Origin of the sequence: Nocardioides sp., from assembly GCF_030019515.1 — a bacterium.
In the GTDB taxonomy this organism is placed as follows: Bacteria; Actinomycetota; Actinomycetes; order Propionibacteriales; family Nocardioidaceae; genus Nocardioides.
Genome location: NZ_JASEEQ010000012.1, coordinates 34,703 through 48,890 on the forward strand (window position 1 = coordinate 34,703; position 14,188 = coordinate 48,890).

Consider the following 14,188-nt stretch of genomic DNA (forward strand, 5'->3'; position numbering starts at 1 on the left):
CCGGTCGGTGAGCCCGCGCGGCGGCGAGGACACCCCCGGGGTGCGGCGCGCCTGGGGCTGGGTCGCCCACCTCCAGCAGGGCGGTACGACGCCCTGGCGCGACTGGGCCGAGGAGGGCCGCCCCGGCGGCCGGGTCCTCCCCGGCGCCCAGCAGCTCGAGCTGCTGCGCCGGCTCAACCTGGCCGGACGCCCCTCGGCCGATCTCGCCGGCCGCGTGCTCGAGGCGAGTGCGCCCGGCCGCGGCCGCCCCGACCTCGAGCTCGAGGGGGCCGTCGACGCGCTGGCGTTCGGGCCGCCCCCGGTGGACCCGGCGGGCCTGCCCGACGACGAGCTGCTCCGGGTCCTCGCGAGCCTGCTCGCCGACGACCTGGCGGCCGCGGGGCTGCCCGAGCAGCGGCGGCCCCGGTCGCCCCGGTTCTGGCGCACCCGCTACCGGCTCGTGGGGGACCCGGTGCTCGCCGACCCGGCGCGGGCCGAGCTCGTGGCCCGCGGCCGGCCCCCGGGCGGGCGCGGCTCGGTCGTGCTCGTGCTCGGCGCCGACCTCGGCACCATGCTGGTGCACGCCTGGACCGCGCGCAGCTTCGCCGAGGGCGGTCCGTCCTGGCGGGACTGGCTCGAGCCGCTGGCCCGGCGCCGCGCCCTGCCGCCGCGTGCCGACCTGGCCGGGACCGCCCGGGCCTGGGCGTCGCGCGTCGGTCCCGAGCGGGTCCGGATCGTGCTCGACCCCGCCGAGCTGCCCCGCCTGGTAGGGGTCCGCCGTCCGCTGCCCGGCCCGCCCGCGCTGTCGGCCGACGGTGTCGACCTGGCCCGCCGGGTCGGCCAGGTGCTGGGGCTGCTCGCCGTACCCCCGCGCCGCCAGAGGCTGCTGCGCGACGCGCTGCGGCCCCGCCTCCTCGCCGTGCCCGGCCCGCCCCTCACGGTCCCGGCGGAGCACCTCGACTGGGTCCACGCGCGAGCGGTGCGGGTGCGCGCCACACTGCTCCGGGCTGGCTACGCTGTCCACGGCGACCTGGACAGCCTGCTGCCCGTCGATCGCACCGGCGTCCCGGAGCCCTCCGACGCCGGAGTACTGGCGCTGGGGATGCGCCTCCTACTGGAGAACACGTGAGCACGCGGGTCCTGTTGCACGTCGGTACGCCGAAGACCGGCACGTCGTACCTGCAGGACGTGCTGTACCGCAACCGGCGCACGCTGGCCGCGGCGGACATCCTCTACCCGGCCGACCGCTTCGACGCCCACTTCCTCGCCGCGCTCGACCTGATGCGGCTGCCCTGGGGCGGCCTCGAGGCCGAGGCGGTCGGCGCCTGGGACCGGCTCGCCGACCGGGTCCGCGGCCACCACGGCACCGCGATCATCAGCCACGAGATCCTCGCGACCGCCTCCCGGTCGCAGGCCGGCCGGGCCCTGGAGTCGCTCGGCCACGGCGCCGGCGCGGAGGTGCACCTGGTGCTGTCGGTGCGCGACCTGGTCCGGCAGCTCCCCGCGGAGTGGCAGGAGAACGTCAAGCACCGCCAGGCGCTGACCTACGGCACGTTCCTCGACCAGGTGCGGGATCCGCAGCGGGAGAGCCGGATCGCGAGCTGGTTCTGGGGCGTGCAGGAGATCCCGGACATCCTCAACCGGTGGGGCCACGACCTGCGGCCCGAGCGCATCCACGTGGTCACGGTGCCCCCGGCCGGCGACCCGCACCAGCTGCTCTGGAAGCGGTTCAGCCTGGTCTTCGGGCTCGACGGCCTCGACCTCGACCTCGAGGCGGAGCGGGCCAACCCCTCGCTCGGTGCGCCGGAGACCGCGCTGCTGCGTCGGGTCAACCGGGCCGCGAACCGGGAGCTCAACCCGAGCGACTACCGGCCGCTGGTGCGCGAGCTGCTCGCCCACCAGACGCTGTCCAGGCGGACCCGGTCGCCGCGGCTCGCGCTGCCGCCCGACGTGCACCCCTGGACGCAGGAGATCACCCGTTCGTGGGTCGCCGACATCGAGGAGCGCGGCTACGACGTGGTCGGGGACCTGCACGACCTGATGGGCGCGCCGCCGGTCACGCAGTACGCCGACCCCGACCACCCGGCCGAGAAGCAGGTCGCCGCGGCGGCCGTCGACGCGATCAAGGCGCTGCTGCTCGAGGGCGCCCGGCTGCGCCAGTCCGAGGAGCGGCTGCGCCAGGAGCTGCGCGACACCCAGGTCGCGCTCGAGCGGTCCTACCTGCGCCCGACGTACCGCTGGCGCGAGAAGGTGGTCCGCCGCCTCCAGGGCGGCGCGGTCGGCCGGTGGCTGCTGGCGGGCTACCGTCGGGTGCGCGGGCGCAGCTCGCGGTCGGCGTAGCGGCCGATCCGCCAGGTCGCCAGCCCGTCGGCACCCATCCCGAACGCCCCGCCGACCACGGGGGTGCGCCGCGCGACGGTGATCGCCAGGCGCTTGCCGGCCACCCGGGTGACCAGGTCCGAGGTGACCTCGGCGGAGAGCACCCGGTCCAGCTGCGGGTCGTGCACCGGTGCGGTGGCGATCGCCATCGGCGGCGCCGGCAGCTTGCGCTCCTTGACCAGCCGGTCGACGGCGTCCCCGCCGAGCATGCAGGCCAGCACCGCGTTGCGGACCCGGGCGTCCTCGAGGTCGTAGCCGCGCAGGTGCGCGATGCCCGCGACCATCCGGGCCTGGATCAGCGCGAGCCCGGTGATGTTCGCCGGGATCGCGAACGCCGCGGTGACCACGCCGCCGACACCGGTGAGCAGGCCCTGGGCGCCGGCGTACCGCACGTGGTTCTCGATCACCTCGCGCACCGCCCGCTTCACGTCGCCGTGCTGCTCGCGCAGCTGCTTGTCGGCCGCGGCCGCCGCGGCCGGCAGCGGACCGGCGCCGCGGATCGCCCGGTCCAGGGCCTCGCGGACGAAGGACGCCGTCAGGTCGGGGGCCAGGTGCGGCACCCGCGGGGCCAGGTGCTTCTCGACCATCCGCCCGCCGATCCCTCCACGGATCCCCTTGGCGCTCATGCGCCGATCGTACGGACCGTGCGGCTACGGTCGTCTCGTGCCCGTGGAGCCGCCGCCGTCGCGCTGGGCGTTCGCCGAGCCGTCGACGTACGACGGCCCCGACGGCCCCGACGGCCCCGACGGCCCCGACGGCCCCGACGACCTGGTCGCGATGGGAGCGGACCTGGAGCCGGGCACGCTGCTGGCGGCGTACCGGCGCGGGCTGTTCCCGATGCCGTCGGGGCGGCCGGGCGACCCGATGGCGTGGTTCTGCCCGGTGCGCCGCGGCATCGTCCCGCTCGACGGGCTGCGGGTCTCGCGGTCGTTGCGGCGGGCGACCCGCGACTTCGAGATCCGGATCGACACCGCGTTCGACGAGGTCGTCGCGAGCTGCGCCGACCCGCGCCGCTCCGGCGGCTGGATCGACGAGGACGTCCGGACGGCGTACGGCGCGCTGCACCGGCTCGGCTGGGCGCACTCGGTCGAGGCCTGGCGCGAGGGCCGGCTGGCCGGCGGGCTGTACGGCGTCGCGATCGGCGGGCTGTTCGCGGGCGAGTCGATGTTCCACCGGGAGCGGGACGCGTCGAAGGTCGCCCTGGTGGCGCTGGTCGGGACGCTGAGCGACGCGTGGGCGGCCGACCGGCTGCTCGACGTGCAGTGGCTGACGCCGCACCTGGCCTCGCTCGGGGCGGTCGAGGTCCCGCGCGCGGCGTACCTGCGCGGCCTCGCGCGGGCGCTGCAGCTGCCCCTCCCAGGGGCCTTCTCCTCTGTCGCGCCGGCCCTCGGCGGGTGGAGCATGGGCGCACCGGACGGGCCGGAGCCCGACGGACCACCGAGACGGGAGACGGACAGATGACACGAGCACTGATCCTGCGACGTGGCGCCGCGGCGGTGGGCCTGACGCTGATGGCCGCACTGACCGCGTGCGGGGGCAGCGACGGCGGCTCGGGCGCCCAGGCGCCGGACGACGCGTCGACCGACGACTTCTGCGAGGGCTTCAACGGGCTGTTCGCGAAGGTGCTGTCCCAGGCGACCTCCGGCGACTCCTCCGCGGTGATCTCGGCGCTCAAGGACTGGGCGGCCGACATGGAGGACATCGGCACGCCCGGCGAGATGCCCGACGACGCCCGGCACGGCTTCGAGCTGTTCGTCGAGCAGGCCAAGAACCTGGACGAGGACGCCACCTTGGAGGACCTGCAGAACCTCGGTGACGACTTCAGCGAGGAGGACCAGGCGGACGGGGAGGCGTTCAGCACCTGGACCACGGACAACTGCCCGCTCGACATCCCCGGCATCAGCTCCTCGGACCTGCCGAGCATCGACCCGTCGGACCTGCCGAGCGTCGACCCCTCCGAGATGGAGTCGATGATGTCCGAGCTCGAGTCGCAGATGAGCGAGCTGACCGAGAGCCCGTAGCTTCCGCGCCGATCCGCCCGCCCCGCAGGTAACGCCGGGTCATGGGATCTGGGCACCCCCTTGCAGCAGGGTCACCAGATCCCGGGACCCCGCGTTACAAGGCGCGGGGTCGCGGCGCTTCGTCGGCTCGGCTCAGACCACCTGCGGAGGCTGGCCGGTGCCGCTCACCATCGGCCGGCCGGCCGCCTCCCAGTCGAGCAGCCCGCCGGCCAGGTTGACCGCGTCGTGGCCCTGCTGCTGGAGCCAGGCCACCGCCTGGGCGGACCGGGCGCCCACCCTGCAGACCACCAGCGTCTGCGCGTCGGGCAGCTCGAGGTGGCGCAGCGGCAGCAGCGCGAGCGGGATGTGCACGGCGCCCTCGATGTGGCCCTGCTCCCACTCGGCGGGCTCGCGGACGTCGAGCACCACGAGCCCGTCGGGCAGGGGGTGCGGCACGTCGGCGATCGGGACGGTCGGGACCTGGGTCATCGGGCTCCCTTGCTCGGGGCTACTTCAGCAGCTTGCTGAGGCGTCGGTCGGCGAGCGGCTTGCCGCCGGTCTGGCAGGTCGGGCAGTACTGCAGGCTGGAGTCGGCGAAGGACACCTCGCGGACCGTGTCGCCGCACACCGGGCAGTCCTGGCCGGCGCGTCCGTGCACCGCGAGGTGGGTCTTCTTCTCGCCCTTCAGCTCGCTCGCGGCGAGCCCGCGGGAGCGCTCGACCGCGTCGCCGAGGGTGGTGCGGAGCGCGTCGTACAGGACCTGCAGGTCGTCGTCGGTGAGGGTGCCCGCAGGCTTGTACGGCGACATCCGGGCGGCGTGCAGGATCTCGTCGGAGTAGGCGTTGCCGATGCCGGCGATGGTGCCCTGGTGTCGCAGCACGCCCTTGAGCTGCTTGCGGCCCTCGCGCTCGAGGATCTCGCGCAGCCGGTCGATGGTGAACTCGTCGGTCAGCGGGTCCGGCCCGAGGCTGGCGATGCCGGGGACGTCGCGCGGGTCGCGGACGACGTACATCGCCAGGCTCTTGCGGGTCCCGGCCTCGGTGACGTCGAGCCCGGACTGGTCCTCGAGGACGATGCGGACCGCGAGCGTGGACTTGGTGCTCGGCTTGGGCGGGATCGTCGGCACCTCGTCGCGCCAGCGCACCCAGCCGGCCCGGGCCAGGTGCAGCACGAGGTGCAGGCCGGAGGCCTCGATGTCGAGGAACTTGCCGTGCCGGGTCACGTCGTCGACGAGGGTCCCCTCGAGCGCGGACACCGGCGGGTCGAAGGTCTTGAGCGCGCTGAACGCGGCGATGTGGATCTTGGCGATGGCGTGGCCGTCCAGCCGGCCCCGCAGGTCGAGGGCCAGGGCTTCCACCTCGGGCAGCTCGGGCACGCGGCCGAGTCTAGGGCTTGGCCGGGTGCGCCGACCGGCCCAGCCGGCCGCCTCAGAGGAGCGCGATGCTCAGCGCCGCGAGGGCGACCAGGCCGACCAGGCCGAGGGTGAGCGCGAAGGTGGCCGCGACCCGCATGGTGCTGGTGTGGTCGATCTCGCCGGATCGGTAGGCGACGGTGCGCAGGATGCCCACCGGCAGGGCACCGAGGGTGACGATCAGGGCGATGCCCCAGGCGATCTCCAGGGTGCTCATGGTGCCCCGGTGCCCCGAACGCCCCGCGGCCGAACCGCTCGCGGTGGATGCGAACCGGTGACAGGCCGCGACCAGCGGGAGCATCATGGTCAGGTGCCCGCCGTACGCCCGCTCCCCGAGACGGGGTCGATCTTCCTCGACGCCCGCGGCGGCGACCGCGCGCTCCGGGTCTCCTGGCACCAGGACGCCGGCCTGGTCGTGCTCTCGCTGTGGCGCGACAACGTGTGTGCGGGCTCGTTCCGCCTCGCGATCGACGAGGTGCCCGAGCTGATCGACATGCTCCGCGCCGGCCTGGTCCGCTCCTACGAGCAGGCCCGCGACCGGCTCGGCTCGGCCGAGTCGGCCTGACCGGTCCACCTGGCAGCCGGAGCCCGCACGACACGCCGGCCGCCTCGGCGTGACGTGCGGGGTTCGGCTGCCGACAGCCGAACCCCACCGCCCCGCGGCGCGTTGTCTACGAAATCCGCTAGACAGGCGGATACGGTCCTGACATGGACCCGATCCGCAACCCGTACGCGCCCGGGGCGGGCCAGCGACCGCCGGAGCTGGCCGGTCGCGACCGTGAGCTCGACCAGTTCGAGGTGACCCTGGAGCGGGTGGCCGGCAACCGGCCGGAGCGGAGCATGGTGCTCTCCGGGCTGCGCGGGGTCGGCAAGACCGTGCTGCTCAACGCGCTGCGTGGCCAGGCGGTACGCCGGGCCTGGGGCACCGGCAAGATCGAGGCGCGACCCGACCAGAGCATCCGGCTCCTGGTCGCCCAGGCCGTGCACGCCGCGATCCGCGAGGTCGCGCACCGGCACCGCGACCCCGACCGGGTCGACGCGGTGGCCGGCGTCCTGAAGAGCTTCGCGCTGCGCACCGGCGTCGACGAGCGCCGCGCCGCGTCCCGGGCCGGGACCCGCTGGACCCCGCCGGTCGACGTACCGGCCACCCGGGGCCGTGCGGACTCCGGCGACCTCGAGCTCGACCTGGTCGAGCTGTTCACCGACGTCGCAACCCTGGCCGGCGACCTCGGTGTCGGGGTCGCCCTGTTCGTCGACGAGATGCAGGACATCGCGCTGCCCGAGCTCGCCGCGCTCTGCGGCGCCTGCCACGAGATCAGCCAGCAGGGTGCGCCGCTGATCGTCGTCGGCGCCGGGCTGCCGCATCTGCCGGTGGCGCTCGCCGCCTCGAAGTCGTACGCGGAGCGCCTGTTCCGCTACGTCTCGGTCGACCGGCTGCCGCGCCCGATGGCCGACCGCGCGTGGCGGGTCCCGGCCGGCAGCGAGGGCGTGACGTTCGAGGACGACGCGCTCGACGAGCTCTACCGGCTCACCGACGGCTACCCCTACTTCGTGCAGGCCTACGGCAAGGTCACCTGGGACGCCGCGGTCGGCTCACCGATCCGGGTGGCCGACGTGCACGCCGCCGCGCCCGAGGCCGAGGCGGAGCTCGCCGTCGGCTTCTTCGGCGCCCGCTACGACCGGGCCACCCCCGCGGAGCGCGACTACATGACCGCGATGGCCGACCTCGGCGCCGAGCACGGGGACGCCGCCGTCGCCACCGCCGACATCGCCCGGCACCTGGCCCGCAAGCCGCAGTCGCTCTCACCCGCCCGCGACGGACTGATCAAGAAGGGCCTGGTCTACTCCGCCGAGCGGGGGAGCGTCGCGTTCACCGTGCCGCACTTCGGCAAGTTCCTGCGCTCGCGCTGACCGCCGGGGTCCGGGCCGTGGGCTCCAGGACGCGCCCCGGCGCGTGCTCAGGCACCCGACCCGACCGGCCACGCCGCCCACGTGCTGTCGCGAACCAGCCCTCTCCTGAGACGATCTACGAGTGGATCTCGTCCAGATCGCGCAACGGGCCGACGACCTCGAGCGGGCGACCGCGTTCTACACGATGCTGCTCGGCAGCCCGCCCACCGCGACGTACGACCCGCCGGGCCTGGTGTTCTTCGACCTCGCCGGCGTACGGCTGCTGATCGAGCGGGGCGCGCCGAGCTCCACGCTGTACCTGCGGGTCGAGGACATCGACGCCGCCGTGGCCCGGGTCCGCCGAGCCGGGGCCGAGGTCGCCTCGGAGCCGCACGTCATCTTCACCCACGCCGACGACACCCTCGGCCCCGGCGGCACCGACGAGTGGCAGGCCTTCGTCCGCGACTCCGAGGGCAACCTCGTGGGCCTGGTCGAGCACCGCGCCCGGTGAGGCCCCAGATCGTCGCCCACCGCGGCGCGAGCTACGAGAACGCCGAGCACACCCTCGGCGCCTACATCGCCGCCCTGAACGCCGGAGCCGACGCCGTCGAGTGCGACGTGCGGCTCACTGCGGACGGGCACCTGGTCTGCGTGCACGACCGCGACCTCCGGCGTACGGCGCGGACCCGCGGGCTGGTCTCCACCATGGAGCTGGCCGAGCTCGACCAGCTCGACTTCGCCTCGTGGAAGAACCCGTGGGCCGACCTCGACGACGAGGCGCCGCTCCGCGACGAGCGCCTGGACCGGGTGCTGACGCTGCGCACGCTGCTCGAGACCGTCGCCGACTACGACCGCCCGGTGGAGATCGCGATCGAGACCAAGCACCCCACCCGGTACGGCGGGCTGGTGGAGCGGCGCCTGGTCGAGCAGCTGCGCCACTTCGGCTGGGAGCGGCCCGGGTCGCCGGTCCGGGTGATGAGCTTCTCCTGGACCGCCCTGCAGCGGACCGAGCGGCTGGCCCCCGGCATCCAGCTGGTGATGCTGCTCGAGCGGGCCCGCAACTGGCCGGCGCTGCGCCGACTGATCGGGGCGGACTGGCTGGTCGGCCCCGGCATCGACGAGCTGATGGACCACCGGTGGCTCGGGCCCCGGATCACCTGCAGCGGCCACGACCTGCACGTCTGGACCGTGAACACCCCGCCCGAGCTGGACCTGTGCCTGGAGCTGGGGGTCGCGGCGGTGATCACCGACCGGCCGGCGTACGTGCGCGACCTGCTCGACCAGCGCGAGGCTGACTCCTAGTCGCGACACGCGGTTGTGACCTCGTGCCGGCGCGCTGGTCTCGACCCGCAGTCTCGGGTCTTGCTCGCTGACCACCGGCAACCGATCCGCTGACGTGGCTCGGGTCTCGACACGGCGGTCGCGGCTTCGTGCCTCAGCCGCGCGCCTCGCTCGACCACCATCAACGGACCCGCTGGCGCGGCTCCGTTAGGGTCGGGCGCATGGCGAAGAAGTCCCGCACCAAGGCCCGCGACCAGCAGCCTGCCGCCGGGGAGGTCGGGCCGCGGCAGCCCTGCCCGTGCGGGTCCGGCAAGCGGTACAAGGCCTGCCACGGCGCGGCGGGCGGGGCGCCGGCGCCGTTCGTCAACCGGCCCTTCGAGGGCCTGCCGTCGGAGTGCGACATCGTCGCGATGCGGGAGCTGGTGCCCTCGGCCACCGCTCCGCTCACCCTGGTCGACGACGTCGACCGGTCCGTGCAGCTGTGCACCCTGCTGCCGATGGCGGCGCCGGCGATGGTGCGCGACAGCGGGGAGATCTGGCTCGGGCTCCAGGTCCAGCACAACTTCGGCGACCCTGCGCGCGACCTCGGTGCGGTGCTGACCAGGGCGCTGAGCGCCGATGCCGGCATCGTCGGACTCACCGACCCTCCGGGCGAGGGCCCGCGCCTGCAGGACCTCGTCACCGGGGACCGGCTGGCGGTGACGGTGCACGACGGGTTCGAGTTCTGGATCGGTGACGTCGCGGAGAGCGAGCGGGCCGGGATGGCCGCCGCGCTCGAGCAGGCCAACACCGCGGCCCTGCCGACGGCCCGACTGACCACGGTCGAGGCGGCGTACTGGACGAACGTCGGCACCAAGGAGCACCTGCGCTGGGTGATGCCGGAGCCCGAGGACCGGCTGCTCGACGCGCTCGCGCGGCTGCACGCCGCGGGGAGGGACGGCCTGGTCGAGGGCTCGCGCTTCGTCGGGATGTTCCGCGCGCACGGGCTGCTCGCGCCGGTGTGGGACCTCCCGCTCGGCACCGGCCCGGAGCCGCTCGAGGAGCCGGCCGAGCGGTTCGCCGCCGACCTCGCGAAGGCTCTCGCCGACACCTCCGACCTGTCCGCCGACGAGCGGGCCGCGCGGTCCGGGCTCGCCAACCGGCAGGTCACCATCAGGTAGAACCTGGCCGCCGCGCGGATCCGGGGGAGGACGGCGGCGTGTGGGAGTTGTCTGACCCGCGGCGGGGACGTAGATTCGCAGCGCTCGGTCGTTGTCGTGTCCCCCGTCGACAACGGCCGAGCCTTTTCATGTGCGCAGGCCCGCTGCGAACGCGCCGGCGTTGCCCGGCAGCAGGTCCAGGTAGAGCCCCGGCTCGATCAGCTCGACCTCGCTGACGACCAGCCGGCCGCCGTGGTGCAGCAGGTCGACCCGGGCGTACGCCGGCGACGCGCCGCACCGCTCGCCGGCCGCGGCGACGGCCCGCTCGGCGAGTGCCGCGGCGTCGGCGTCGAGGGCGACGGGCGTCGTGGTGCCGCCGTACTCCTCGTGGACCCGGACGTCGGCGGGGGGCGCGACCTTGCGCAGCTGGGAGACCGCCCGGCCGGCGAACACGAAGACCGACGCCTCGCCCTCGGTGCGGACCGAGGCCACGAGCGGCTGGACCAGCCAGGGCCCGGCGGTCAGCCCGGAGAGCCGGAGGTCGTCGGTCCGCTCGGCCACCACGACGCCGACGCCGGACGCGCCGACCCGCGGCTTCACGACCACCGCCCCGTGCTCCGCGAGCGCCGCCGTCAGACCGGTCAGGAGACCGTCCGCGGGCACGTCGATGGTGGGCACCACCGGCACGGCGTCGGCGAGGTCGAGCAGGTAGCGCTTGTCGGCGTTCCAGCGCAGCACCTCGGGGGCGTTCACCAGCCGGGTCGTGGCCGCCACCCGGTCGACCCACGCCAGGAACTCGGGCAGTCGGCGGTGGTAGTCCCAGGTGGAGCGGACGACGACGGTGTCCGCGCTCGACCAGTCCACCACCGGATCGGTCCACACCGCCCACTGCGCCTCGATGCCGACGTCGGCGAACGCCCGGCGCAGCAGCTCCCCTCCGTCCTCGCCGCGCGGCACCAGCTCGAAGGTCGCGAGCAGCACCGAGCCCACCGAGCTCACTGGGCTCACGGGGTCGACGGGGTGGGCGGGGTCGGTGGGGTGCACCGGGCCATCCTGGTGCACCGTCACTCGGCGCGGCGCAGTACCCAGGGCTGCAGGCGGGAGTAGCCCTTGACGGAGACCCGCCGCATCCTGCGGAAGGCGTACGGCGTCCCCGCGTCCTCGCCACCGGCCTCTTCGCCGGCCTCTTCGCCAGCAGTGTCCGCGACCGCAGCGCCGGCCGCAGTGCCTCCGGTCGCGGCGATGGCCGCGGCGGCGGCCGCGTCGCCCGCCGTCTCGCCGGTGGGGTCGCCGGTGGGGTCGCCGTCGCCGGTGCGGCCCGAGAGCGCCGCGTAGCAGCCGTCGTCGACCAGTACCGTGCCCGGCCGGGCCACCGAGGTGAGCCGGGCGGCGACGTTGACCGTCGGCCCGAACACGTCACCGAGGCGGCTGACCACGTCGCCGTACGCGATCCCGGCCCGCACCGCCGGGAACGGGTCCGCCTCGTCCGCGCCGCGCGCCGTCAGCCGGAGCGCCGCCTCCGCGGCGTCGACCGGCCGGTCCGCCACGAAGAGGACCTCGTCGCCGATCGTCTTGATGATCCGGCCCCCGTGGTCGACCACGACCCCGGTCGCGGCGTCCTCGAACTGCTCGAGCCAGCCGACCAGCTCGGCCTGGTCGAGGGCCTTGCTGCGCGAGGTGTAGCCGACGATGTCGACGAAGCACACCGCCAGCGGGCTGACCGGGGTGGCCGCGGACTCCACCGCCAGCGCGCGGCCGGTGGCGCTGGCGAGGTGGCGGCGCCACACGTAGCTCTGCAGCGCCTCGACCCGGGGCAGCACCGACTCGGCCAGCTCGGCCAGCCGGCGCTCCGGGTCGGCGTCGGCCACCGCGATGTCGGCGAGCAGGCTGGTCTGCCACTCGGCGAGCCGGGCGTAGCTGCGGCCCCAGGTGCGCACCAGCGCCGCCTGCGAGTCGGGGCCGAGGATGCCGAGCTCGATCAGCTCGCGGGTCAGCCGCAGCGCCTCGACGTCGGCCTCGGTGAACGCGAGGTCGGCCGGCCCGGTGCGGGCGAACCCCAGCAGCCGCCACAGCTGCTCGGCCACCTCGATCGGGACGTCGGCCCGCTCGGCGACCTCGCCGCGGGTCAGGTGGGGGAGCGCCCCGAGGAGCAGCTCCTCGACGGTCTCCTCCGCCCCCGCGAGGGCCGCGGGCCGGTCGGGCGGAGGCTGTTCGGGCGGCAGCTCGGTCAGTTTCGGCCGAACCGTTCCACGGCCACCGCCTCGAGCGCCGACCTGAAGGACGGCATCTCGTCGCAGAGCCGGCGTACCGCGTCGTCGGTGAAGTGGATCAGCTCCAACGGGGTGAGCGCGACGATGGAGGCCGTGCGCAGGGAGCGGTTGACGATCGCGGCCTCGCCGACGATCTCGCCGGCGCCGAGCTGGGCGATCTCCTCGCCGTTGTGGCGCACGGACACGGTGCCGTCGAGGATGAGGTACGCCTTGTCGGCGGGCGTCTGCTCCCAGATCGGGGACCAGCCCTGGGGCAGGTGCACGCGCGTGCCCGCCGCGGCGATGCGCGCGATCTCCTCGGGCGCGAACGCCTCGTAGAACGACTCAGCCATGTATCCGCCTCTCGCGGTCGGTCCTCCCGGGGCGGATCCTTCCCGAGCCTCGCGTCCGTGTAAACGGTGGATGCGGTCCGGTCTTGTCACTGCGGCTCGCGAATCCCCGCGGCCAGTCCCCACGCACCTGACGCATCCGTCGTCCGGTCGCGCTCCCACGAGCAGTTGCGTCAGGTGCGCGGGGAACGACGCCCCCCGGCGGCAGGAAATGCCCGCGGTTGGTGACCAAACGACAACAGGGTCGGACCCGCGGCAGGCCCGGCGAGGCCAGCCCCTACCCCACCGGCAGCGGCTCGCGGACGATTGGGCAGCTCATGCAGCGCGGCCCGCCGCGGCCCGAGCCGAGCTCGGAGCCGGCGATCCGGACCACCTCGATGCCGGCCTCCTCGAGGCGGTCGTTGGTCTCGTCGTTGCGCTCGTAGGCGACGGCCACCCGCGGCGCGAGCGCCAGGGTGTTGTTGCCGTCGTCCCACTGCTCGCGCTCGGCGGTGACCGGGTCGAGGCCGGTGTCGATCTGGTGCAGGGTGTCGATCCCCATCGCCTTGGCGGCCGCGACGAGGAACGGCTCGGGGCCGGCGACCGCGAGCACCAGGTCGCGGTCGTCGTCGGCGCGCTCGGCGAGGGTGACGGCGTACGCCTGCAGGGAGTCGGCGATGTTGGGGTACATCACGATCTTGTCGACGTCGACCATCGTGCACACCGTGTCGAGATGCATGGTCGCGCGCTCCTGGGCGATGGGTACGGCGAGCACCGTGTGCGCGAGGTCCGCGTGGAAGACCTGGCGGGCGAACCGCTCCGCGCCGGCCGGCGTGGTCCGCTCGCCGACGCCGACCGCGATCACGCCGGGCGCGAGGAGCAGCACGTCGCCGCCCTCGACGTGCTCGTGGTGCCAGCCGTGGATCTTGCGGGTGCCGCGGAACCGCGGGTGCTCGGTGTAGATGAGCTCGGTGAGCTGGGTCTCCCGGGCGCGGGCCGGCATCGCCAGCGAGGTCACCGCGACCCGGTCGCGGACCCAGACCGAGGAGTCGCGGGTGAACAGCAGGTTGGGCAGCGGGTCGATGAGGAAGTCGTCGCGCGCCAGCAGGGAGGTCACCAGGCCCAGGCCGCCGCGGACCTCGTCGTTACGGATACCAGCGGTCAGGTACGCGGTCAGCTCCGCGGGGCCCGCGTCGTGCAGGAGACCGTTGAGGTAGCCGCGCATGGTGTCGCCCAGGTGCAGGCCCGCCAGCGCCGTCGTGATCGCGTGGTCGCGGGCGGCCTCGCTCGCGAACGTCTCGGTCAGCAGGTCGGTGAGGTAGAGCACCTCCACGTCCCGGGCCCGCAGCGCCTCGGCGAACGCGTCGTGCTCCTCCTGGGCCCGGCTCACCCACGGGATGCCGTCGAACAGCAGCCGGTCGTTGTTGCGGGGGGTCAGTCGCTTCAGCTCGTTGCCGGGCCGGTGCAGCATCACCGTCTGGAGCGTGCCGACCTCGCTGTCGGCGCCGTGGGGAGAAGCCATGCTGAGACT

Annotated in this window: 17 protein-coding genes; 9 read left to right on the forward strand and 8 right to left on the reverse strand. The window is 74.6% G+C overall.

Annotated features, from left to right (window positions below; all coding sequences use genetic code 11):
- Window positions 1-7 precede the first annotated feature (7 nt).
- Window positions 8-1,108, forward strand: a complete 1,101-nt coding sequence (locus QMC84_RS16370; protein ID WP_300376500.1) for a hypothetical protein — start codon at window positions 8-10, stop codon at window positions 1,106-1,108.
- Entirely contained in the window at window positions 1,105-2,319 is a 1,215-nt protein-coding gene (locus tag QMC84_RS16375) for a hypothetical protein (protein ID WP_300376502.1), read from the forward strand. Before QMC84_RS16370 ends, QMC84_RS16375 begins: the two co-directional genes overlap by 4 nt.
- Here QMC84_RS16375 and QMC84_RS16380 read toward each other — a convergent pair.
- Window positions 2,280-2,984 carry an EcsC family protein gene (locus tag QMC84_RS16380; RefSeq protein WP_300376504.1) on the reverse strand — a complete coding sequence of 235 codons (705 nt, stop codon included), beginning with the start codon at window positions 2,982-2,984 and terminating at the stop codon, window positions 2,280-2,282. The two genes, QMC84_RS16375 and QMC84_RS16380, sit on opposite strands and share 40 nt — an antisense overlap.
- A gap of 151 nt (window positions 2,985-3,135) precedes the next feature.
- Between QMC84_RS16380 and aat the strand changes: the two genes are divergently transcribed.
- Window positions 3,136-3,819, forward strand: a complete 684-nt coding sequence (aat, locus tag QMC84_RS16385; protein ID WP_300376768.1) for a leucyl/phenylalanyl-tRNA--protein transferase — start codon at window positions 3,136-3,138, stop codon at window positions 3,817-3,819.
- Entirely contained in the window at window positions 3,816-4,379 is a 564-nt protein-coding gene (locus tag QMC84_RS16390) for a hypothetical protein (RefSeq protein ID WP_300376506.1), read from the forward strand. Before aat ends, QMC84_RS16390 begins: the two co-directional genes overlap by 4 nt.
- 132 nt (window positions 4,380-4,511) lie before the next feature.
- Here the strand turns inward: QMC84_RS16390 and QMC84_RS16395 are convergent, their stop codons facing one another.
- The 3 genes from QMC84_RS16395 to QMC84_RS16405 are packed head-to-tail and all read right to left on the reverse strand — an operon-like array spanning window position 4,512 to window position 5,986.
- Window positions 4,512-4,847, reverse strand: a complete 336-nt coding sequence (locus tag QMC84_RS16395) for a rhodanese-like domain-containing protein (protein ID WP_300376508.1) — start codon at window positions 4,845-4,847, stop codon at window positions 4,512-4,514.
- A gap of 19 nt (window positions 4,848-4,866) precedes the next feature.
- Window positions 4,867-5,733, reverse strand: a complete 867-nt coding sequence (locus QMC84_RS16400) for a DNA-formamidopyrimidine glycosylase family protein (protein WP_300376510.1) — start codon at window positions 5,731-5,733, stop codon at window positions 4,867-4,869.
- Between the two features lie 52 nt (window positions 5,734-5,785).
- The gene (locus tag QMC84_RS16405; RefSeq protein WP_300376512.1) at window positions 5,786-5,986 is read right to left on the reverse strand and encodes a hypothetical protein; all 201 of its coding nucleotides are present in this window, start codon (window positions 5,984-5,986) and stop codon (window positions 5,786-5,788) included.
- 93 nt (window positions 5,987-6,079) lie between these two features.
- On the opposite strand from QMC84_RS16405, the gene QMC84_RS16410 reads away from it, so the two are divergent.
- The 5 genes from QMC84_RS16410 (at window position 6,080) to QMC84_RS16430 (ending at window position 10,100) form a co-directional block, all read left to right on the forward strand.
- Window positions 6,080-6,334: a hypothetical protein gene (locus QMC84_RS16410; RefSeq protein ID WP_300376514.1), complete on the forward strand. Its 255-nt coding sequence runs from the start codon at window positions 6,080-6,082 to the stop codon at window positions 6,332-6,334.
- A gap of 143 nt (window positions 6,335-6,477) precedes the next feature.
- On the forward strand, window positions 6,478-7,680 hold the full coding sequence (locus QMC84_RS16415; RefSeq protein WP_300376516.1) for an ATP-binding protein: 1,203 nt from the start codon (window positions 6,478-6,480) through the stop codon (window positions 7,678-7,680).
- 121 nt (window positions 7,681-7,801) lie between these two features.
- Window positions 7,802-8,170 carry a VOC family protein gene (locus QMC84_RS16420; protein ID WP_300376518.1) on the forward strand — a complete coding sequence of 123 codons (369 nt, stop codon included), beginning with the start codon at window positions 7,802-7,804 and terminating at the stop codon, window positions 8,168-8,170.
- Window positions 8,167-8,961, forward strand: a complete 795-nt coding sequence (locus QMC84_RS16425; RefSeq protein ID WP_300376520.1) for a glycerophosphodiester phosphodiesterase family protein — start codon at window positions 8,167-8,169, stop codon at window positions 8,959-8,961. The genes QMC84_RS16420 and QMC84_RS16425 overlap by 4 nt, the downstream gene beginning before the upstream one ends.
- A gap of 200 nt (window positions 8,962-9,161) precedes the next feature.
- Window positions 9,162-10,100: a DUF5926 family protein gene (locus QMC84_RS16430; protein WP_300376522.1), complete on the forward strand. Its 939-nt coding sequence runs from the start codon at window positions 9,162-9,164 to the stop codon at window positions 10,098-10,100.
- A 126-nt stretch (window positions 10,101-10,226) separates the two neighbouring features.
- Here QMC84_RS16430 and QMC84_RS16435 read toward each other — a convergent pair whose 3' ends face one another.
- From QMC84_RS16435 to QMC84_RS16450, 4 genes are all read right to left on the reverse strand, one after another.
- Window positions 10,227-11,123, reverse strand: a complete 897-nt coding sequence (locus QMC84_RS16435; RefSeq protein ID WP_300376524.1) for a hypothetical protein — start codon at window positions 11,121-11,123, stop codon at window positions 10,227-10,229.
- A 20-nt stretch (window positions 11,124-11,143) separates the two neighbouring features.
- Window positions 11,144-12,163, reverse strand: a complete 1,020-nt coding sequence (locus QMC84_RS16440; protein ID WP_300376526.1) for an adenylate/guanylate cyclase domain-containing protein — start codon at window positions 12,161-12,163, stop codon at window positions 11,144-11,146.
- Between the two features lie 143 nt (window positions 12,164-12,306).
- Complete coding sequence (locus QMC84_RS16445) at window positions 12,307-12,681, reverse strand: cyclic nucleotide-binding domain-containing protein (protein WP_300376528.1); 375 nt, start codon at window positions 12,679-12,681, stop codon at window positions 12,307-12,309.
- Between the two features lie 274 nt (window positions 12,682-12,955).
- Window positions 12,956-14,179 (reverse strand): arginine deiminase, encoded by a 1,224-nt coding sequence (locus QMC84_RS16450; RefSeq protein ID WP_300376530.1) that lies wholly within the window; start codon window positions 14,177-14,179, stop codon window positions 12,956-12,958.
- Window positions 14,180-14,188: the final 9 nt, after the last annotated feature.